This is a genomic window from Erysipelothrix aquatica (genome assembly GCF_009828775.2).
Classification (GTDB): Bacteria; Bacillota_I; Bacilli_A; order Erysipelotrichales; family Erysipelotrichaceae; genus Erysipelothrix; species Erysipelothrix aquatica.
In genome coordinates this window covers 20,812-41,121 of record NZ_WTSY02000009.1, presented here as the reverse complement: position 1 = coordinate 41,121, position 20,310 = coordinate 20,812, and the positions used below count along the sequence as shown (strand labels likewise).

Annotated in this window: 22 protein-coding genes; 7 read left to right on the top strand and 15 right to left on the bottom strand. The window is 40.0% G+C overall.

What is annotated here, in order from left to right:
* Positions 1-5: 5 nt before the first annotated feature.
* The gene (locus GVV20_RS04030; protein WP_159740195.1) at positions 6-1,253 is read right to left on the bottom strand and encodes a hypothetical protein; all 1,248 of its coding nucleotides are present in this window, start codon (positions 1,251-1,253) and stop codon (positions 6-8) included.
* A gap of 120 nt (positions 1,254-1,373) precedes the next feature.
* On the bottom strand, positions 1,374-2,315 hold the full coding sequence (locus GVV20_RS04025; protein WP_159740194.1) for a LacI family DNA-binding transcriptional regulator: 942 nt from the start codon (positions 2,313-2,315) through the stop codon (positions 1,374-1,376).
* Between the two features lie 124 nt (positions 2,316-2,439).
* Here GVV20_RS04025 and GVV20_RS04020 point away from each other — a divergent pair, with 124 nt between their 5' ends.
* Positions 2,440-2,691: a hypothetical protein gene (locus GVV20_RS04020; RefSeq protein WP_159740193.1), complete on the top strand. Its 252-nt coding sequence runs from the start codon at positions 2,440-2,442 to the stop codon at positions 2,689-2,691.
* Here GVV20_RS04020 and GVV20_RS04015 read toward each other — a convergent pair.
* From GVV20_RS04015 to GVV20_RS03975, 9 genes are all read right to left on the bottom strand, one after another.
* Positions 2,688-3,335, bottom strand: a complete 648-nt coding sequence (locus GVV20_RS04015) for a DUF421 domain-containing protein (protein ID WP_159740192.1) — start codon at positions 3,333-3,335, stop codon at positions 2,688-2,690. The two genes, GVV20_RS04020 and GVV20_RS04015, sit on opposite strands and share 4 nt — an antisense overlap.
* 784 nt (positions 3,336-4,119) lie before the next feature.
* On the bottom strand, positions 4,120-5,094 hold the full coding sequence (locus GVV20_RS04010; protein WP_159740191.1) for a hypothetical protein: 975 nt from the start codon (positions 5,092-5,094) through the stop codon (positions 4,120-4,122).
* 5 nt (positions 5,095-5,099) lie between these two features.
* On the bottom strand, positions 5,100-5,933 hold the full coding sequence (locus tag GVV20_RS04005; protein ID WP_159740190.1) for a permease prefix domain 1-containing protein: 834 nt from the start codon (positions 5,931-5,933) through the stop codon (positions 5,100-5,102).
* Complete coding sequence (locus GVV20_RS04000; RefSeq protein ID WP_159740189.1) at positions 5,867-6,214, bottom strand: PadR family transcriptional regulator; 348 nt, start codon at positions 6,212-6,214, stop codon at positions 5,867-5,869. Before GVV20_RS04000 ends, GVV20_RS04005 begins: the two co-directional genes overlap by 67 nt.
* Before the next feature lie 109 nt (positions 6,215-6,323).
* On the bottom strand, positions 6,324-7,019 hold the full coding sequence (locus GVV20_RS03995; protein WP_159740188.1) for a tyrosine-protein phosphatase: 696 nt from the start codon (positions 7,017-7,019) through the stop codon (positions 6,324-6,326).
* A complete protein-coding gene (phnC, locus tag GVV20_RS03990; protein WP_159740187.1) occupies positions 7,019-7,777 on the bottom strand; it encodes a phosphonate ABC transporter ATP-binding protein in 759 nt (252 codons plus the stop codon). Before phnC ends, GVV20_RS03995 begins: the two co-directional genes overlap by 1 nt.
* A gap of 1 nt (position 7,778) precedes the next feature.
* A complete protein-coding gene (locus tag GVV20_RS03985; RefSeq protein ID WP_159740186.1) occupies positions 7,779-8,615 on the bottom strand; it encodes a PhnE/PtxC family ABC transporter permease in 837 nt (278 codons plus the stop codon).
* Positions 8,612-9,385 carry a phosphonate ABC transporter, permease protein PhnE gene (gene phnE / locus GVV20_RS03980; RefSeq protein WP_159740185.1) on the bottom strand — a complete coding sequence of 258 codons (774 nt, stop codon included), beginning with the start codon at positions 9,383-9,385 and terminating at the stop codon, positions 8,612-8,614. The genes GVV20_RS03985 and phnE overlap by 4 nt, the downstream gene beginning before the upstream one ends.
* Complete coding sequence (locus tag GVV20_RS03975; RefSeq protein WP_159740184.1) at positions 9,382-10,284, bottom strand: phosphate/phosphite/phosphonate ABC transporter substrate-binding protein; 903 nt, start codon at positions 10,282-10,284, stop codon at positions 9,382-9,384. The genes phnE and GVV20_RS03975 overlap by 4 nt, the downstream gene beginning before the upstream one ends.
* Positions 10,285-10,415: 131 nt before the next feature.
* On the opposite strand from GVV20_RS03975, the gene GVV20_RS03970 reads away from it, so the two are divergent.
* The 3 genes from GVV20_RS03970 (at position 10,416) to GVV20_RS03960 (ending at position 12,478) form a co-directional block, all read left to right on the top strand.
* Positions 10,416-11,066, top strand: a complete 651-nt coding sequence (locus GVV20_RS03970) for a GntR family transcriptional regulator (RefSeq protein ID WP_159740183.1) — start codon at positions 10,416-10,418, stop codon at positions 11,064-11,066.
* A gap of 107 nt (positions 11,067-11,173) precedes the next feature.
* On the top strand, positions 11,174-11,446 hold the full coding sequence (locus GVV20_RS03965) for a hypothetical protein (protein ID WP_159740182.1): 273 nt from the start codon (positions 11,174-11,176) through the stop codon (positions 11,444-11,446).
* A 72-nt stretch (positions 11,447-11,518) separates the two neighbouring features.
* Entirely contained in the window at positions 11,519-12,478 is a 960-nt protein-coding gene (locus tag GVV20_RS03960) for a LacI family DNA-binding transcriptional regulator (protein WP_159740181.1), read from the top strand.
* Positions 12,479-12,549: 71 nt separating this feature from the next.
* Here the strand turns inward: GVV20_RS03960 and GVV20_RS03955 are convergent, their stop codons facing one another.
* The gene (locus GVV20_RS03955) at positions 12,550-13,920 is read right to left on the bottom strand and encodes a PTS transporter subunit EIIC (RefSeq protein WP_159740180.1); all 1,371 of its coding nucleotides are present in this window, start codon (positions 13,918-13,920) and stop codon (positions 12,550-12,552) included.
* Between the two features lie 185 nt (positions 13,921-14,105).
* Between GVV20_RS03955 and GVV20_RS03950 the strand changes: the two genes are divergently transcribed.
* From GVV20_RS03950 to GVV20_RS03940, 3 genes are all read left to right on the top strand, one after another.
* Positions 14,106-15,491: a glycoside hydrolase family 32 protein gene (locus GVV20_RS03950; protein WP_159740179.1), complete on the top strand. Its 1,386-nt coding sequence runs from the start codon at positions 14,106-14,108 to the stop codon at positions 15,489-15,491.
* The gene (locus GVV20_RS03945; protein ID WP_159740178.1) at positions 15,481-16,374 is read left to right on the top strand and encodes a carbohydrate kinase family protein; all 894 of its coding nucleotides are present in this window, start codon (positions 15,481-15,483) and stop codon (positions 16,372-16,374) included. Before GVV20_RS03950 ends, GVV20_RS03945 begins: the two co-directional genes overlap by 11 nt.
* A 61-nt stretch (positions 16,375-16,435) precedes the next feature.
* Entirely contained in the window at positions 16,436-17,653 is a 1,218-nt protein-coding gene (locus GVV20_RS03940; RefSeq protein WP_159740177.1) for a hypothetical protein, read from the top strand.
* Between the two features lie 59 nt (positions 17,654-17,712).
* On the opposite strand, the gene GVV20_RS03935 is transcribed toward GVV20_RS03940, so the two are convergent.
* Genes GVV20_RS03935 through GVV20_RS03925 form a run of 3 tightly spaced genes read right to left on the bottom strand, consistent with a single transcriptional unit; the run spans position 17,713 to position 20,270 of the window.
* A complete protein-coding gene (locus GVV20_RS03935) occupies positions 17,713-18,348 on the bottom strand; it encodes a Crp/Fnr family transcriptional regulator (RefSeq protein WP_159740176.1) in 636 nt (211 codons plus the stop codon).
* Position 18,349: 1 nt separating this feature from the next.
* The gene (locus GVV20_RS03930) at positions 18,350-20,080 is read right to left on the bottom strand and encodes a heavy metal translocating P-type ATPase (protein ID WP_159740175.1); all 1,731 of its coding nucleotides are present in this window, start codon (positions 20,078-20,080) and stop codon (positions 18,350-18,352) included.
* Entirely contained in the window at positions 20,067-20,270 is a 204-nt protein-coding gene (locus GVV20_RS03925) for a heavy-metal-associated domain-containing protein (RefSeq protein WP_159740174.1), read from the bottom strand. Before GVV20_RS03925 ends, GVV20_RS03930 begins: the two co-directional genes overlap by 14 nt.
* Between the last annotated feature and the right edge of the window lie 40 nt (positions 20,271-20,310).

Below are 20,310 nucleotides of genomic sequence, written 5' to 3'. Positions count from 1 at the left end.
TTGAACTATTTCATACTGACTTTGTGAACTGTATACGTTGAATCTGAGAACTCTAGAATATAGTTATCATGTAGATACAATTTATCAAAACCTTGTTTAGAAACATTGCCCGTTCTGTCAATTAAATGTGTTTTGCCAGCTTTTCCAACAATCATAAATGGTGTTTGGAATGACAGATTCGTTGAAAGGGTCACATCAGGTTCGGCAACTTTACGGAAATTTTTGAATCGTGCGTCAATCTCTGGGAACCCATCAAAACAGGTGAATTTACGGATTGGCGTAGAATCGCAGTTAAATTTCATGATTTGATTTACTACGATTTCATAACCATTTGGCAACTCAAATTCAGTGGCTACGACTGTTTCACCTTGTGTATTGATGTATCCAAGTTTGCCATTTTCGATGACCCCAATTGCTTTATTATCAGCTTGGAAATCATGACGTGGCGTTGTAACAATATCATATTTAAAATCTAATTTTGAAACATCGATAGGTGTCCCTGCTTGCAATAGAGCAACCGCTACTTTGTCTCCAATGGTTATGGACTCAAATGTAAGTGCTTGGCTATCTTCATGATAGGTTTGACCTTCGGTCGCTACAATTTGATGAATTGGAATTAAGTTCGACTTCCCATATTCTATAATGTAGTCAATGTTAATTTCAGTTCGAATTACGCCTTCTACCAATGAGTCAACAGCATATTCATATTGGTAAAGAACGCCATTTTCAACACCGTATATTTGAGTGCTTGCATAGTAGTCACCACCATACAGCGCTTCTTCTAGAACCTTTGGTGTTCCATCCTCATTGAACATAACAGTAAACTGCGATTCTAAATCTTTTAATATAAAAGTTGGATAACGATGACCATTATCATATTTGTAGCTGAACATATTTACTTTTGATGTTTCAACAACATTGGTTGCGTTTCCGTGCTTATCAATAGCTTTTACCATACCATTATCTTCAATTACAGACCCGCCTGATGCATCAAAGAAAAATAACTGATTGTATGCGATGGGTTCGAATAGTTTTTCGAACGCATATACTGGATCGGTATTATCAACTACCGACGGTTCAACAATTGGTGGTTCAATGATTGGTGGCACAACGGGTTTAGGCTTGCGCATCAGCGCCCACACACCCACACCAACAACAAGAACACCAATAACGATCAGTACGATGGTGGTATTTCGTTTCTTTTGTTGTGCCTTTTCTTCATTCTGTGATAATTGTTTTTCGAAGTCATCCATAATTTAGTCCCCCTTTGCTAACTGTGGATTATTTCAACAACTATTTATCCTACCTTTATTTTATCACAAGATGACACTATGTACACGCTTTCATTTTTTTGTATCCGGTATTGGGGAATCTTAAATGTTACGAGGAATGAATTCGGCCTCGACGCCTTCGGATTGTGATTCACCCTTTAATAACGTTTGCACCGCAATCGCACCGACTTTGTCGAGATTCAATTGAATTGTGGAAAACTCCATTACTTGACTTAATGTTAGATTATCTTCGCCAACAATCATGAAATCTTTGCCCACATGATACCCTAATGACAGTGCTCCAGTAATAATTCCTGCGGCGTGATCATCACTGTGGGTGTAAATAGCATCTGGTACCTGTTGTGATCGAAACATTTCCAGTGCACACGCTTGGCCATCGTCGAAATGATGGGCATCACTACGATAGTAAACAATGTTGTCTGTTGTATAAAACTCATGAAACGCTCGCATTAATTCTTTGAGCGATTGTGATTCACGGGCTACAGTAATTGCAATGCGTTCCAGACCATTGCGTTGAAATGTTTTAAACATTTCCCGATAGGCCTCATAACGTTTTGTAAATACGGAGGCAATTCCTTGGGGTAGGTCGCGTTCACATACTATTAAACGATAGCCTTCATCATTGAACGCTTGAAGCACTTCCACATCATTACTGCGTGAGGTGAGAATTATTCCATCAACACGTTTGTCTTTTAGTTTATTAAGGTGTTCTAGCTCAATTGCTGCATCAAAATATGTTGGCATCAGTAGAATTTCATAGCCATTATTTATCGCCTCATGAAGTACGCCTTTCACAAAGGTATCGTAACAATGGGTATTATCAGGAATGATCACACCAATCACTTTTGTGGAACCGGTACTCAAATGAACAGCATGAACATTTTTTCGATAGTCTAACGCCTCTACCGATTTCATAATAATCGCATAGGTTTCTTTTGATACGTATCCCGACTTATTAATTGCACGTGAAACCGTTGCTGGCGAAACATTTGCATGTTTCGCAATATCATAGATGTTTGCCATTGTAATCCTCCTTTAGTCTTAGTGTATCGTACTTTTATATGTGGAAGGGATTCCACATTCTCTCGATTGACTTGACATGAAACGCGTTCCATCCATTACAGTATGGCTGAGAGGAGATGATTTTATGAAGTATATTGTAATTGAACCACTCGCACCCAATACAGACATGCATCGCTTTGAGCGTGCTGTTGCTTGGCTCAAAGAAGACGGATACCACGTCATAAACGACTTTGAAGTCGTGAACAAACGCGATGTCGCATATACCGTATCAAACGGAACTGTTTATACTCAAGATGCAGAGATAACGTATCCACTACGCTATTCAATTGCATATGACCTGGAGCGTCTAGCACTTATGATGAAGCCTGGTATTTAAGCATTCCACTCAATAATTCGATACTCACCTTCAAAATATTCGATTGCTGCAATATCGTCTAGAGAGGCATAACCTTGTTCCTTAATAAACTCATTTACCCATGATGTATCTTTACCCGTGCGCTCAAGATTATCTTTATAGATGACTTTATCAACAACTAAGAGCATTGGATATTTTGTATCGCTTTCGTGTGTGGTGATGACGAGCGACCCATTCTGTTCAATTTGTCCAGAAGTAATATGGGCAATATCTTGGATTCCTTGGAGTCTAAGTTTGAGATATAAATCAGCAATGGGAAGGCGGGCTTTTTCCACACCTTTACGTGTAATTTTACCGTCTTTAATGACATTAATGATATCACCATCAATTAATCGTTTGACAAAAATGTTATGCTTTCGTAAGAGATTCAAACTGATGGATAGAATTGCCCAAATTGTCATCACGACCACAAATTGAAGTGTCGTAATCGCAGGGTTGTAAAGCACACCTCCAATAATGCCACCCAGTATGTAATTTTGTATTTGGTCAAGTGGTGCCATGGGTGCTAAATTCGCTTTCCCCGATACTTTCATGACAAGAATGGCATACGCAATTCCAATTAACAACTTCAATAAGACGTCGATGTATTGTATATATGAAACCATAATTCCCTCCTAACACGTGATGATTTCATTATATCATGCCGACGCCATTGCCTTTATATAAAAAAGCACACTCGACGAGTGTGCTTTTCTGTGCCCATATCATGGTTATCTCATAACCTTGGCACATGTGGATTCCTATTGAATGTGCTCGATGTGAATCGGCATGGTGCGCATAACCTGTGTTGTGCAAAGACGATTTTATGTACAAACCCGTAATGAGTCATTATACGGTACGATAACTTCCTGTTGCAGATCAACACCGGGTGGTTTTGATCATAATGGGGATGGAGAAAGTATCGTGATATCAAAACAGCTGATATTGTTTGCGTGGCTGCAAGTCTTTCAATGACGCCTTGCAATGGGGCGACTAAAATCACTGTTTAAACCAACGCTTTGAGGAAGTTTGAACACTCAGATGGCTTATAAATGTACCAGTACCATTTTCAAAAACATCGTTCATTTTACCCTATAGTGCTTAGGAACCCACATTTTTTCAAGGTAGTCCGATCCTGAATCGCTGTACTGAAGCTTTTCATTGTTTCCGTTGTATTTTTTCTGAGATTGTTTTCGTATCCTGTTGCAAATACAGCAACAAAATTTTATTCCAAATATCCATATACTGTTGTTTCGGAATAACATATTCACGTTTATCGGTACAAAATAAACGCCGCAACTTCTCTTCAAATTGATTCAAAACAATCACCCCACACTTAATAGACGACTCACGTGTTTAAAAAGTCTTAATAATTCGCAATTAAAAAAGAGGGCTTAAATGCCCTCGCTATTAATTGAATAATCTGTCTGTAAAGTAACGATCCCTATGAGTTAAGAGAAACTCTGTATGTCGGGTGGCCGTATTATGGTCTGTCCACTCCCATTTCATTACTGTTTCTGTTGTATCAAATGCATACACACTCAGTTGTAAGTCATCCACAATAATCTCATTTATGCTTGCATCCCGATAGCGCAAAGTAAGAATAGGATTTTCTTCTAAAGCCGAATCCACAAGGGTTGTATCATGAACACGCCGACGAAATACATCATTAAATTGGAACGGCGTCGGTGTATTAACCGTTTTTTCACTGACACTGTCATATGCTTCGATGACTGTGCCATCGATGTCTATACTGTAGTCCGCGATTGTCATGAGCTTCGTACCATCAAGTTTTGATTCAATCACGGCATAATTATCGTAATTGGTCGAAGTGTCGTTTGGTAATACGTGCACATAATAGTTACCTTTTTTTTGAATTTTTTCTGGAGCATCAAACATATCATCAAATGAAAAAACATCGAGTGCTTTATTGTTTGTGTAACTTTGATTTGTGTTTTTGAGGGCGACCTCATAATTTTTAGTTGCATCTCCTGGAAACGCAAGTACGATCGTATCTGGTTGTGTACGGTATTTTGTCAGTGCCGTTAGCGGCGTGGTACTTTCTTTCGGATAGAATCGGATATTGGTTTCGATAGGCGACCCTTCAAAATACGTCGCTCCCGATAACATTTTGGGACGTGTTAAAGGACCCAATTTTTCAAAAATAATTGGTAGATAATACGTATCTGTTTCAAGAATATAGAGGGTATCCCGTTGATTTATGTCTTCTTTATATCCAACATCACACTGCGGGATTGTTGCGCCTATACACACTTCTTCAATGTATGCATCGGTAGAAAGCTTCCACCCTGAAACAAAGAGATACGCTCCAACGAGTGCAACCCCGATGAGTGTCGCAAGTGTTAATTTATGAGTTCTACGCATATGGCCTACTTCCTTTCTAAAACGGTCGATATCGCAACGCCGTCGTCACGATTAACCGTTATTTTTATAGATTCAGGTGCTTCCATCACATTACGAACTATAAAATAAAATTCAGTTTGCGAGTAAACCTTCAGTGTGAGTGATTCATGGGTATCGAGTGCGGCAAACCCTCCTTCAGGGATTCCTGGCATAGTATAGTTGCCGCGTTCTCCCATCTCAAGTTGCTTGTCATTAAGTGTCATCGTCCAATCAAGGTATTGGATATTCGTGCTAAAGGCCGTAAACGGCGGCGTTTCTTTACGCACTGTAATTACTAACGAGTTGTCATCGAAATATGCAAAATTTAGAAATGTATAGTTCGTGTTTGCGATTGTCATTGCCCCCTCGACCGGCTGGATAAAAGTCGGATTTTCATTTTCCAATGCCGTTGTTAGTGACGGCTTAGGAGCTCTCGCAATATCAACAGTGCGACTTAATGAAGGATAAATTGCTATAAGAATATAAACAACTGAAATCACAAGTACTATTTTCAAACCGAAATATAGCCATGCAATGATGGGGTTATGCACCGCATTCAGCTGTTTACCTATGTCTTCAGGATTTCCCATTTGGTGGACGGCTTCTAGCTCGGCATCTTCTAAAGACATTCCTAAGTCCGTAAAAGTTTCCGTCAATTCATCAAGATGATTTTCAAACTCAGCACGAATTGCGTTTCGATCAAATGGATATTTAATGTGAGCAATCAGGGTTTGGATGAATTGTTGCCGTGGTGTCATGATGACGTAAGTGTTTGCGGTGTATTCACAACTCGTTTCACAGAATTTGAGAATTGTTCCCAAATTGCACGTTCTTCTTCGAGTTGTTTTTGACCCGCAGTCGTGATGCGATAATACTTCCTTTTCTTTTCATTCTCCCCTTTTGCCATATAAGATTTTAAATATCCTGATGCTTCCATGCGATGCAAAATTGGATACAACGTTCCTTCTTTCATCTCGAAAGTATTGTCAGATCGTGATTCCAATTCTTTAATGATTTCATAGCCGTAGCGATCCTGTTCTTGGATGAGTGACAGTAACATAAATTCTGCACCGGTTCGCAACCATTCTCGATTTCGTTTCATGGTATCCCTCCTACCTATGTGTATCTATGTATATTATACCTAGAGTCACAATGTATGTCAATTTTGCCACTCACAAAAAATGAGGCCACCTAATAAGTGGCCTTTCGTGTTATTTTGAGGTAAATTTTTTGACAATTTGGTCTTGGACTGTGACATCCACACCGACTGTAGAAAGATATGATACAAACGAGCCATAACGGTCATGAATCGCATGCAGGAACTGTTCAATGGCTTCCGGTTCTGATTTCATTAAATTCATGTATCGGTGATTTAATTCAGGATCCATAGTTTGAAAACGATCTTTGATATTGATATAGGATTGTTGGTAGTCGTTGATAATATCTCGGTGTTCAACCCCCATTAAACCAAGAAGTGTCGCTGCGATGATACCTGTCCGATCTTTTCCCGCAGAGCAATGAAATACGACGGGACCTTCACTTTCCGCTATCGTGTTGAAAACATTGCGAATAAACGCATGATCGTCCATCATCATGACATACATATCGCCCAATTTCAGACTTGGGTCGGGATTTAGATCTAAATTGGAGACACTGTGATTGTAATATGCAATTGTTTCATGAACCGCAAAAGGATTCGGACTCTGGGCTAGCTCTTCTTGATGACGCAAGTCAATGACAGTTTGAAGTCCACGTTGCTCAAGATACATAACTTCTTCGGGTCTTAATAGACCCATGTCATCCGATCTAAATAGTGCATTCCATTTCGTTTGGGAACCATTCGCTAATGGATATCCACCCAAATCACGGAAATTATGAACCTGTTTAAAACGATAGCGTTTTTGCATTAGTGTTTCTCCTCGATGTTTTCGTATAAATCATGAATGTGTGCATCACTCAATTTGTCTGGACTGTCATCAAACACAATGCGTCCATGTTTTAATGCAATGATTCGCGTTGCATAGTGTTTCGCCACATCTACTTGGTGGAGGTTTGCGATTGTTGTGATTCCTTGTGCCTCGTTAACGCGCTTTAACGTATCCATGACATCTTTGGATGCTTTCGGATCTAACGATGCAATGGGCTCATCCGCCAACATCAAATCAGGATTTTGTGATAATGCACGGCATATCCCAACACGTTGCATTTGACCACCTGATAAGGCATCTGCACGAGCATATACTTTTTCACCCAATCCAATATCTTCTAACAGTCGAATTGCGTGGCGTTTGTCTTTTTCGGAATACAATCCCATAAATCCTTTGAGGGTTGACATCTGGCCCAATCGTCCATGAAGCACATTCTCGAGAACACTTGATCGGTGTACAAGATTATAATTTTGAAAGATCATCCCGATGCGAGAACGGACATTTCGCAGTTCATGCTTTGAAGCCGTTAAGACTTCGATATCTTTCACGCTTAACGTGCCTGATGTTGGTGTCACCAGACGATTAATCGAGCGTAGTAAAGTGGATTTACCAGACCCAGAAGGGCCAATAATTGCAATAAACTCTCCCTCATAAATTGTTAGATTTACATCCTTTAGAGCCTGGGTTCCATTCGGATAAATCATTGAAATATCATGCATTGCTAAGATTGCTTCCATGCTAACGTTCCTTTCGAATCCACGACACCATGCGTCGGGTTGTATATTCTGTGATCCACATTCCTATAAATATGATGAGGATCCCCATACTTGCATTTTCAAAGTTATAGGTTCCTATCGACATATTTAAGGTGTATCCAATACCTGCAATTCCGACCATTCCCAACGAAATGGTTTCTGATGTTGTTAATTCAAATCGTAGTGCGACGGTTGCGATCAGTTGTGGCATTAACTCTTGGGTGATCCCACGAAACACCATCACAAGCCAGGGGGTTCCACTCGCACTCATGGCTTCAATAATGTCATAACCTGCTTCTTCAATACGATGTGCCAAGATTCTCGCAAGGTATGAAATCGTTGGAAGAAAGAGGCCAAGTACGCCCGCTTGGGATCCAAACCCAATACTCGCAGCTCCAACCAACCCCCAAATCGTTATCGGTACTGCCCGAATCAATGAAAAGAGTGTGAGTAAGACGCGAGCTAACTTCGGAAACGGTGCTGTATTGGATGCAGTCAGATAAGCAATGGGTAGAGCAAATAGTAATGCCGTCAATAATGCGACAAAGGCAATTGCAAGCGTATCGATAAAACTTGTTAGATACGGAAGTGCCATGGTCCAGTTTGGATTCAAAAGTCGCCCGATAATTCCGTACGTTTTATCGATGTTCGCGACAAACATTGAGAAATCAAGTTTTACATACCACAACGACACAATAACAAGGATCGTTGCCCCAACCATAAAGCGTCGGTTTTGCCGTTGTGTTGGGCCATGTTTCACACGAATGCGTTTTCTTGCGACCTGCTTTGAGGTTGTTAAGGTTAAGTCTTCGGGTCTCATAAAATGGCCTTTCTAATTTTGTTGGAAATAATTTCTACCATGATCATCAATACAACAATCACCAGTATGAGTGCACTCGCATCATGATACTTAAATAAATCCAGTGATTTTTTAAGTTCGTATCCTAATCCACCTGCCCCTACCAGCCCTAAGATGGAAGATGCTTTAATATTGATCTCAAAGAGAAATAAGACCCAACCGTAAAAGGTTGGAAGAAATTCTGGAATCATAACGTGATGAATCAATGCTAACTTGGATGCGCCATTGGCACGCAACGCTTCTAACGTTCCTTTATCAATATCATCGAGTGCATCTGCGAACACACGACTGAGAAACGATACTGAGAAAAAGACAAGGGCAACCACTCCAGCTGTAATACCAATTCCCACAATGATGACAAATAGCGATGCCCATACCATCATTGGAATGTTTCGGACAAAGGCAAGAGCCCCACGTATCACAATTGCAATTTTTGGAAATGGTGTCGTTCGTTTCGCAATCAACAATGCAAACCCAAATGCAAGAAGGGCTCCGATAACACTGGCAAGAATGGAAACAAAAATTGTATTAAGAATTGGTTCCACATAAAGGGGTAACGCTGTTAAGTTCGGCGGTAAAAACTCCACGATAATAAATCGAATAAAACCTGGTATCGATGTCAGAAAGACTGCAAGATTAAAATCAATTGCTTGACTTGCGAGTATATAGAGCCCTGCAAAAAAAACCAAGACCAATAATGTTTGCCACTTATCTTTAAGCGTATGAATCATTGCGACATCGCTTCTTCAGTAAGTTTAAGTTCTTTCGACATTGTTTCGAGGCCATCGTATAAGGCATCATTGGGTGCACCATACTTACCATCTTTCATACCAAGGTTTTTGAAATAATCTGGATTTGAATATGCCATTAGGAAATCTTGAACTTGTTGTTTCACCGTAGCATCAAGATCTTCCCGAACAACGACTGGAACAGCACTAATATCAACACCTAGTTCACTGCCCGCACCACCGATAACACGCACGCTATCTTTGTCAATCACACCATTATCTTCAAGAATTTGTGGCATTTGGCAATAAGTTGCACCAACATCATACGTTCCTTGAGCAACACCAATAACCGTTTTATCATGCCCACCTGAAAATTGAATTTGTTTAAAATATGAGGATTCTAATGTTTCCAATGGAACGCCCGATTCAACTAATAATTTGTATTTAGGAATAAGATGTCCTGTCGTTGAAGCTGGATCACCGAAGGCTATTGTTTTTCCTTTAACATCATCTAGAGATTGGATATCGGAAGCCTGTGATGTAATGAAACATGCGACGTAACCATTGTCATTTGCCATGGATGGCATCTCCACATTGGCCACTAAAGAAACGCCGCCTTTGTTTCGGGCCACCACATACGAGAATGGTGTGAGTTGCACCATATCAACTTTGCCACTTGAAACGGCTTCAATCGCTGCAGAATAACTTGTTGTCTGATACGATTTAACTTCCATATTAATTGCTTTAGATAAATCTTCTTGAAAGGCTGTATTCAATTCTTGAACCGCCATTGAGTCCTCAACCGGTAAGTATGCAATCGTAAATGATTCTTGACCTTGAGCACTACAACCGACAAGGGCAAAGAGGGCAAGACCACCCGAAATAATTTTTGAAATCTTCATATTTTCCTCCCGTTTATAATGGAAATAGTGTAGTATTTGTTTGTCAATAGGATACTACTGAGGTCATCATAACACTATGTCTTGGGATTCACCGTAATGATTCTGTTAAAAGAAAGTTAAGAGGAAAATACATGAATACGGAACAAAATACCTATACAGTTTTACGTCAAATGATTCTAAACGGCGATTTAAAACGCGACCAATATCACTCAGAAGTCACCCTTTCACAACAGCTAAATATTAGCCGTACACCCGTTCGCTATGCCCTAAAACAGTTAGAGCAAGATCACTTAATAACGTATCATCGGAATAAAGGAATTCGCATCCGACAGGCAACCCCTTCTGAAGTCAAAGACGCGACTCAAATGCTACTTCTTTTTGTTTCAAATGCAATCGAACCGTTACTTCTTGGTAAAGGTACGGTTAACTTTTCATTACTTAATCAATTATGTACCCTTGGATATCAATATCGTGATGTAGGAGATATCGTCGCCTATGCTGAAACCATCCACGAAATTTATATTACCTTAATGGAACCACTCAATAATCAAACCATTATCAATGTTTCCCGTCGTGTCTCTCTGCAAACAATGACATCTGCGGTCTACATCAATCCTACCTACCGGAAGACAATACCGCCCAAACCACAAACAACAATTCAACAACTCGCGGAATTCATTGCTGCCTTAAAAATAAAAGACACGAAACGTGCCCGGAAGTTATTTGATGCATATCAAGCTTATGCGTTCGCGCAGATCGAAGAAACTGGCTCCTTACTTTAACCAATTCTCAACTTAAACGTGGGAATTTGCAACTTAAACTGCGACCATCGACTTTCCATGCTTTTATTGTTATTGTGGATTGCACCAACATTAGGAGGTCTCTTGTCATGAAAAAAACACTACTTCTTATCGGAACTGTCTGGGCTTATGCAGTTCTATGCTTTTATATTGTATTCATCAAAAGAACGTTCAACAGTCTTTCTTTATCAAATATTCTTATGGATCATGGAGACCAGGGTATCACTGAATTCTCTTTTCTTGCTTATAACTACGTCGACAACTATACTTGGATTATTGTTTTTTTACTTACTATTATTTTGTTTTTAACACTTGCCCTTATTTTTAAGAACTCGAATTGTAACATGGATACAAAGAACTAATCACCTAAATAGTTTTGCATCGCTTTTTAATAGCAAGATGCGTATAATAGAGGTACACGAAGAGGTGATCGAATGACAATTAATGATGTGGCTCGAGTAGCTGGGGTCTCTAAAAGTACTGTTTCTCGTTATCTGAATGACGGATATGTCAGTGATGAAAACCGGAAAAAAATCCGTCGAGCAATCGAAGAAACAGGCTATCAAACAAATGTTTTTGCCCGTGGATTAAAAACCAACCGAAGTAAATTGATTGCTATTATATTGCCGCGTTTGGATTCCTTTACATCCATTCAATCACTGAATGGTATGAATACTGTGTTATCACACTATGGTTACCAAATGGTTGTCGTTCCTAAAAATACAATTGAAGAAGATGAAATTACCTATCTTCGTCGAATCACAACCCAAGGATTTGATGGCATCATCGTAATGGCACATGCCATTACGGATGATCATGTTGCGATTGCGAAAGCATCACAAACCCCCATTATTTTTACAGGGCAACATCATCCACAGACTCGTTCTATTACCTTAGAAGATTTTGAGATTGGTAAAAAAGTTGCGGAATACGTCAATACATTGGATGTTCAAAATGTTTTGTATCTTTCTGTATCCGAGAGTGATCATGCGGTAGGTGTTTCCCGAAAACAAGGTTTTTTACAACATTTGAATAAACCCGTCCGTACGCTCGTCACAGGATTCCAACAAACAGATGCCTTTGAGGTTATGAAACGCGAATCCGCAACTGTAAAATTTGATATTGTAGTTGGAGCCACAGATAATATTGCGATTGGTGCATTGCGCTATTTGCATGACCAACACATCGAAGTTCCCCAAACAGTAAAAGTTGTAGGAATTGGTAACTATGATTTAAGTCACTTTATGCATCCAACACTTACAACACTGCACATTGACTATCAAACTTTAGGTCGCAATGCGGCAAATGCTATGTTAGCGCTGTTAGAAAAAGACTTCACTTCTACACTTGAGCAAGTTCATTTGGAACTCATTGAACGCAATTCAAGCAAATAAAAAAAGACCCTTCTGGATCTTTATGATAAAAAAACAAACACCACGCATTTCTAAAGCGTGGTGTTTTTACATTATTGATCTACTTTCACAAACATACGTGTCAAGATAAATGCGGTTGCAAATGAACTTGCAATAACTATGAGATAACCAATCATTGCTCCAACAGATTGTGTATAGAGAAGAAGTCCTGGGATGAATGTAATTCCCATCCCTGCAGGTGCTACCCCGAGAATATATGTTACGAACCCTCCGACTGCTCCACCAACCATTCCCATTGCGAAAGCTTTGGGATTTGGCAAGGTGACACCAAAGAGTAACGGTTCAGTAATTCCGAACAACGTCGAAGCAGAAGCAGAAATTGCATTCGATTGTTGTTTCTTATTCCTCATTAATGTTGCTACAGCAATCGCCGCCCCAAATTGTCCAGCCATTGATGCAGTACCCAATGGTTGTAGTATGTTAACACCTGTTTCAGTAATCAGTTGTATTTCGATAACGCTAAGCGCATGGTGCATTCCTGTAATAACAATCACTTGCTGAATTGCAGCATAGAAGATCTGACCAATTCCAAACGGAATTTGTGTTAGAAGTAGTACGCCATGTGTTGCAAACTGTTCGACACCATGCAGCATCGGCCCAACCACAAAGAGTACAACTGTAATAGATACAAGAATGGAAACAAATGGTGTAACAATCAAGTCCATCATAGCAGGTACATATTTACGAACATGACGTTCAACCCAAGCAACTAACCATCCAGCAAAAATTCCAGGTAAAACGGATCCCTGATATCCTACAATATTAATTGATAATCCGAAAATTGATACTACCATTGGTTCAGCACCACCAGTAGCAACTGCCCAAGCATTTGGAAGTTGTGGTGCGACCATCATTAATCCGACAACGATTCCAAGAATTGGATTTCCACCAAAACGTTTAGTTGCAGAGTAAGTAATCAATACCGGCAAGAATGCAAAGGCAATATCAGTCAACATTCCAAACAAGGTTGCGAATTCGACTGACATTTCGACACCCATGTTTGTAAGCATACCTCTAATCCCCATTAACAAACCTGTTGTCACTAAGGCTGGGATTAAAGGAATGAGCACATCGGCGAAGATTCGCATTAGCTTTTGCATCGGTTTCATATTTGCATAAGCATCTTCTTTAAAGTTGGTATCTGAAGGGGCTTTACCCATAAGTGTTTGAAACGCTTCATAAACATAATTGACTTTCCCTGTTCCAATAATAAATTGATGCTGTCCGGATTGGAAAAAGTATCCACCGATGTCTTCTTTTAATGCATCAACTTTTGCAACATCGACCACCGTATCATCTTTCACAATAATACGTAGACGGGTCGCACAGTGCTCAAAATTTTGAATATTATCTTTGCCACCCGCTGATTCAAGGATGCGTGCTGCAATATCTTGATAGTTCATATTGTTCCTCCTACAATGTGGTATCGTTACCACGTTTACATTCACAGATTAACACCGTTTTTATGATAAAGCAAGCCCTTTCAACAATTTTTCCGCCGCCATTGCACTCCTTACTAAGATATGGTAGGCTAAATATGCGGTATCGTTCCCATTAAAACGACATATTGTCTTGTGAGGTACATCCATTGAAAGATACAAAACACACTCTTAATCATATCACCAATAATCATTGGCGCACGCAATTTCATATTCAGCCACCAACCGGACTTCTTAACGACCCCAATGGCTTAATTTACCATGATGGCGTTTATCATGTCTTTTATCAATGGCATCCAGATGGACCAACACATGGTTTAAAGTCGTGGAATCATGTTACATCAACCGACCTCGTCCATTGGACTCAAGATAAACGAATTCTTCAACCTGACTCCATTTATGATAGTCACGGTGCCTATTCCGGATCTGCGCTTATCGTCGATGACACGCTTGAACTTTTTTACACCGGAAACACTCGAACACTTGACGATGTCCGTATTCCATACCAACTCAACGCACGCTTAGATTCAAACGGCATTGTGGACAAAAAGGTTGTTATTGACCATATCCCAAAAGGATATACTGACCATTTTCGCGATCCCAAAGTTTTCACAACTCCACAAGGATACGCGATGATTCTTGGAGCACAACGCCAAGATATGACCGGAACCGCTTTGTTGTATACATCAACAGATCTTAAAACTTGGCATTTTGCCAAAGAACTGACGACGTGGTTACAATCTTTTGGTTATATGTGGGAATGTCCTGATTATTTCGAACTCGATCAAAAAGGTATATTGCTATTTTGTCCGCAAGGGGCCATGAATGTTCCGCAATTGAATACAAATATCTATCCCAATGCTTACATTGTCGGAGAATATGACACAACTCATTTTGATATGAGCCATCATACCAATCCTCAATTACTCGATTATGGCTTTGATTTTTATGCCGCACAGACATTTATTGACCAGACGGGTCAACGAGTGCTCTTGGCATGGATGGGGGCTGCTGAAGGCGGATATCCAAGTGATAAGTATGGATGGGCTCATGTATTAACACTACCACGTGTCCTTACACTGATTGATAACCATCTCTATCAGCAGCCACACCCCAATCTCATTGCACTTCGCACAGATTCCGTTCCCATTGATTCCCCACTATGCTCCTACGAACTGACTGTCGATTCAATTCAAGGCGATTTGGACATTGATCTTTATCATTTTCGAGATGAGTGCATTAATCTTCGTTATGATGCATCAACACAGACATTGACCCTTGATCGTAGCGCACTTAAAAACACTTATGCTACTGAGCGAGGCGAAACTCGAACACTTCGCCTCGATGAACCACTAAAAAACCTTCATGTATTCCGTGATACATCTACCTTGGAAATATTTATAAACCAAGGTCGATATACACTGTCTCTGCGATTTTTCCCTCAACATATTGAAGGCCATGTTAAAATAAAGACACTTAACGATTCAGCATTGAAAACACTTTACCCTTTGGAGGATGTTAATCATGATCTATAGTTTAGGCGAAATGCTCATTGATTTTATGCAAGAAGATTCCCATTATGTGCCATATCCTGGCGGAGCGCCTGCAAACGTTGCAGCCCACGCGCGCCGACGTGGTGCCGATGCCGTCTTTGTTGGTAAGATAAGTACAGATTCTTTGGGTGATCTCTTGTACGCAACGCTCAAAGAACACAACATTTTGCTTCCTTTACCTCGCAGTCACAAAAACACGGCTTTAGCTTTAGTTTCGCATCAAAATGGCGATCGTAGTTTTCAATTCTATCGCAATGATACTGCCGACCTATCTTTAAACATTGAAGATATTGATACCATTGCATTCAAACCAGATGACATTTTGCACTTTTGTTCGTTAGGGCTCGTAGCTGAGAGCACAACACGGGATGCCCATCATTACGCAATCCAACAATGTCAAAAAGCTGGTGGTATTGTAAGCTTTGATGTTAACCTTCGTGAGCGGTTATGGTCATCATTAGACGATGCTTATGCTGCTGTCATGGCATTGATTCCACATGTAGATATCATCAAAGTTAATGAGGACGAATTGGCATGGCTAACGGAAACTAATGATGTTACGATCGGAATGATGCGACTTCAGACTCATAAGCAGCTGATTATTTGTACCCTTGGTGCTGAAGGGTCGAAGATCCTCAAACCAAATGGTGAACTCATTACATACAAGCCAGAGATTGTACAACAAGTCGATACTACCGGAGCCGGTGATAGTTATATTGCAATGATTTTAGCATCGCTATCGCTCTCAAGCGTTTCGTTTGACACGTGGCTAGAAACGCATCTAGAAGATGCGATTGCACACGCCAGTAATGTTAGTGCTCAGGTTGTCCAAAAACAAGGAGCAATTCCAGATATCATTTATTAATGTTAATCATGCCCTCTTCGAGGGCTTTTTTTTGTATAATTAAGGCAGTGAGGTAAGGATTATGCTGAGATTAATGGATATTTACTATGAACTACATAGTGCATATGGTCCTCAGGACTGGTGGCCAGCCAAAAGCCGTGAAGAAATGATGTTGGGCGCAATCCTCGTACAAAATACTTCGTGGACTAACGTTGAAAAAGCACTGTCTAACTTTGATAATGATTTTTCCTTTACTTCAATTAGTGCGATGTCCCTCGAAACACTCCAAACGATTATAAAACCAGCAGGTTTTTATCGCGCAAAATCAAACACCATTAAGAATCTCGTTGCGTATTTCCAACATACTAATTTTGATTTTGATGCGATTAGTCTTGATGCATTACGCAAAGATTTGCTCGCATTAAAAGGAATTGGACCAGAAACTGCAGATGCTATCCTTCTTTATGCATTTAATCAACCCTTCTTCGTAGTGGATACATATCTGAAGCGCCTGTTCAAACACGTTCATCTTCCCCAGTTTTCCACCTACAACCAGTACCAAGACTATGTTATGACGCAACTGTCACAAGATGTCACTTTATATCAAGAATTTCATGCTTTGATTGTTGCTTACGGCAAACGCAAAATTAGCGACCCTGATCCACTTGAAAATTTTGCAATTCCAATCTTTCAATATACTACCGATCACATCGACCATTTACGTACAATCGATCAACGCTTTAATCGTATCTTTGATCAGTATGGATTTGTAGATCGCCCAACAATCAATGACCCTTTTGATGCCATTGTCTCAACTATTATTGGCCAACTAATTTCGGTGAAAGCCGCAGATAGTATTTATGCACGGTATCAAGACGCATATTCCAGCTATTACGCAGTTGCAAATGATAGTGTGGAGAATTTAAAACAGATTGGATTAACAAATAATAAAGCCAAAGCAATTCACGCTATTGCTACACAGATAAAATCAAAAAAACTTAACCTGGCACGCTTAGATTCACTCGATGATATTGATTTGATCAAGTCTTTAGTTGCCTTGCCAGGTATTGGTGATTGGAGTGCACGCATGATTGCATTACACGGATATGGTCGAATGGACATGACCAGTTATGCGGATGTTGCCCTTCGAAGAGGTCTTGTTACATGGTATCAATTGGACGCGATTGATGAGTCGCAGTATAACCAACTCCTTTCTCCCTACGCTCCCTACCGCAGTATTATTTCAATTTATCTATGGAAAATTTCCAAGGAAATACCACCAAAAAAGCAAACACCTTAATCAGTGTTTGCTTTTATATTTACAGAATCTAAATACGAGAGGTCATTTGTGGTCACAATCTAAGTCTTAAAGTAGAGTTCATGATCCTTCTTTGTTAGGGTACCTTCAAGAACTAAAGTATTGATCGCACGGCTCATTGTTTCGGGTGTTATCCCCAGCGAACTCGCTAAATCTTTTTTTGTGAGTGGTAACTGCACAAGTCCGTCAGGCGTTGTATAGTGTGCTAATGCCTTAAGCACACGTTCTTTTGCGGGTACTAAACTCTCAGCAATCACGAGATCGTCACGACTCGCAATTCTTTGAATTAAAGAATCCATCATGGATAGCATCATGGTTTCGTCACGCTTCATAATCGCCCGAAATGCATCCAACTCAATTGTACAAATGGCACTCTTTTCAAGCGCAACAATATCATATTGACTTTCTTTCGAAATGAGTAATGATGCTTCGCCAAAATAATCACCTGGATAAAGGATGCTCAAAATTCGCTCTTTGCCATCTTCATTAATTTTTCGTAACTTGACTGACCCGCGATGAATAACCCCTAATGTTTCGATCACATCTGCTTCATCGTAGATGGTTTCATCTGCATGATAATGGCGTGGTTCTATCAAATCAGAGATCGCAATTAAGCGGTCCTCAGTTAACGCTTGAAACACCGGTACCTGTAGTAAACAACGGTTGTATTGATCCATTTTATCCTCGCAATCTCATTGCATTTACAATGACAATTAAAACTGATAATTCATGAATTATCATACCTAATGACATGGATACATGTGCATTAAGCACTCCAATAAATAGCACACCAACTGTGACCAATGCAATCACAATATTCTGATACATAACATTGCGAACACGACGTGCTAATCGGAACATTTTTGGCAGTTGATTTAAATCACGATGTGCCAAAATCATATCCGCACATTCCATCGCCACACGATTTTCCGAACCACCCATTGAGACTCCTAAGTCTGCTGCAATTAACGATGGTGAGTCATTCATACCATCACCAACCATCATGATATTTTCGTGTTGGTTGATGATATTGAGCTTTTCTTGCGGTAGTAACCGACTCTTAACATGGCTGATATTTACCATATCCGCAATTCTTTGAGCACTATGAGCGTTGTCACCCGTTAACATCATTAGTGTATAGTCTTGAAGTTGAGCAAGTGCATCAGGTGCTTCTGGACGTAATGTATCTTCTAAAATAACAATACCATAGAGTTCCACTTCTGTCCCGACATATACTGCACTAGACGAAACTTGAGGGACATCATAGGAGAAGAGGTTTTCTTGACCTACGCGATAAGATACGCCATCAATAGTTCCTGTAACACCCATACCACCGATTACTTCAAAGTCTGATACTTCTTTAAGCGGCAATGTATTTTTATCCAATATTGCGGATGCAATAACATGTTCGGAATAGTGTTCTAACGACGCAGCGATTTGCAGTACTGTTTCTTGGGATTGTGCATGGGCTTCAACACGAACAACACTCAGTGTGTTTAATGTCAATGTACCTGTCTTATCGAATGCGATTGTTTCAATTTTGTTTAGTTTTTCAAAGATATCAACACCTTTAATTAAGACATGATGTTTAAGAGCATGACTTAATGCTACTGAAGATGCAATCGGAATCGCAATAACGAGAGCGCCTGGGCATGATACAACAAGCAATGATAGCGCCATCCGGGTATCTTGAGTTAGAAGATACGCTACAATCGCAATCCCTATCACCGCAGGTGTATAGTATTGTGAAAAACGGTCAATAAAATTTTGAACTCTTGATTTCTTATTTTGGGCATTCTCAACCAAATCTAAAATTTGACCGTAGACAGTATCATCGCTCGTACGCTCAACGCGTATCAGTAAGTAACCTTCTTTTAGTATCGACCCCATAAAGACCTGACTAGCAACCGTCTTCTGTTGGAGGTTTGATTCACCAGTAATCGATGCTTCATCAACACTTCCAATTCCTTCATAAACACTACCATCCACCGGAATAACATTTCCAGCAACAACTTTGATATTCATACCAGGGAATACTTCATCCATCGTATAGGACATCCCATCAGCACCCACAACCGTTGTTGGCATCGAGTCAATGAGTGATTTGAGCTCCGTTTGTGTCTTGTAAAGTGCTCGCGATTCGAGATGTTTTCCAAATACATACAGGAATGTTACTGAGGCAGCTTCCCAAGGTTCACCAATCAGTAAAGATCCAAGCGCAGCTAGCGTAACAAGCAAGTCAATTCCTACAATACGGAATCGTAGATTTCGAAAACTTTGTATTGAAAAGTAGGAAGCATAAAAGATTCCTACCAGTCCAAAGATGAGTTGTGCAATCATTGTGTTGGGAACGCTCATTCGTAAGACAAGAGCAAGTCCAAATGGAAGCCACTTCTTATCGAAGTGCAAACCCTAGGTCCTTAATGCGTTGCTCGATGACATTCGCATCCACTTTCTTCTCATCAAAGCTGACTCGTACGGTCGATGTGTTAAATCCCACATCAACAGCTTCAACACCTTCCATTTGGCTGACGCCCTTTTCAATTTTCGCAACACATGATGGACATGTGAGCGTTTCTAATCTAATTTTCTTTTCCATAGTCTTTCAACCTCCATACTTATAGTATAGAGATTTCTAA

What these genes read in the sequence shown, in the direction of transcription:
- GVV20_RS04030 (WP_159740195.1), bottom strand. Translation starts at nt 1,253, where the DNA reads ATGGATGACTTCGAAAAACAATTATCACAGAATGAAGAAAAGGCACAA.
- GVV20_RS04025 (WP_159740194.1), bottom strand. Translation starts at nt 2,315, where the DNA reads ATGGCAAACATCTATGATATTGCGAAACATGCAAATGTTTCGCCAGCA.
- GVV20_RS04020 (WP_159740193.1), top strand. Translation starts at nt 2,440, where the DNA reads ATGAAGTATATTGTAATTGAACCACTCGCACCCAATACAGACATGCAT.
- GVV20_RS04015 (WP_159740192.1), bottom strand. Translation starts at nt 3,335, where the DNA reads ATGGTTTCATATATACAATACATCGACGTCTTATTGAAGTTGTTAATT.
- GVV20_RS04010 (WP_159740191.1), bottom strand. Translation starts at nt 5,094, where the DNA reads ATGCGTAGAACTCATAAATTAACACTTGCGACACTCATCGGGGTTGCA.
- GVV20_RS04000 (WP_159740189.1), bottom strand. Translation starts at nt 6,214, where the DNA reads ATGAAACGAAATCGAGAATGGTTGCGAACCGGTGCAGAATTTATGTTA.
- GVV20_RS03995 (WP_159740188.1), bottom strand. Translation starts at nt 7,019, where the DNA reads ATGCAAAAACGCTATCGTTTTAAACAGGTTCATAATTTCCGTGATTTG.
- phnC (WP_159740187.1), bottom strand. Translation starts at nt 7,777, where the DNA reads ATGGAAGCAATCTTAGCAATGCATGATATTTCAATGATTTATCCGAAT.
- GVV20_RS03985 (WP_159740186.1), bottom strand. Translation starts at nt 8,615, where the DNA reads ATGAGACCCGAAGACTTAACCTTAACAACCTCAAAGCAGGTCGCAAGA.
- phnE (WP_159740185.1), bottom strand. Translation starts at nt 9,385, where the DNA reads ATGATTCATACGCTTAAAGATAAGTGGCAAACATTATTGGTCTTGGTT.
- GVV20_RS03975 (WP_159740184.1), bottom strand. Translation starts at nt 10,284, where the DNA reads ATGAAGATTTCAAAAATTATTTCGGGTGGTCTTGCCCTCTTTGCCCTT.
- GVV20_RS03970 (WP_159740183.1), top strand. Translation starts at nt 10,416, where the DNA reads ATGAATACGGAACAAAATACCTATACAGTTTTACGTCAAATGATTCTA.
- GVV20_RS03965 (WP_159740182.1), top strand. Translation starts at nt 11,174, where the DNA reads ATGAAAAAAACACTACTTCTTATCGGAACTGTCTGGGCTTATGCAGTT.
- GVV20_RS03960 (WP_159740181.1), top strand. Translation starts at nt 11,519, where the DNA reads ATGACAATTAATGATGTGGCTCGAGTAGCTGGGGTCTCTAAAAGTACT.
- GVV20_RS03955 (WP_159740180.1), bottom strand. Translation starts at nt 13,920, where the DNA reads ATGAACTATCAAGATATTGCAGCACGCATCCTTGAATCAGCGGGTGGC.
- GVV20_RS03945 (WP_159740178.1), top strand. Translation starts at nt 15,481, where the DNA reads ATGATCTATAGTTTAGGCGAAATGCTCATTGATTTTATGCAAGAAGAT.
- GVV20_RS03940 (WP_159740177.1), top strand. Translation starts at nt 16,436, where the DNA reads ATGCTGAGATTAATGGATATTTACTATGAACTACATAGTGCATATGGT.
- GVV20_RS03935 (WP_159740176.1), bottom strand. Translation starts at nt 18,348, where the DNA reads ATGGATCAATACAACCGTTGTTTACTACAGGTACCGGTGTTTCAAGCG.
- GVV20_RS03925 (WP_159740174.1), bottom strand. Translation starts at nt 20,270, where the DNA reads ATGGAAAAGAAAATTAGATTAGAAACGCTCACATGTCCATCATGTGTT.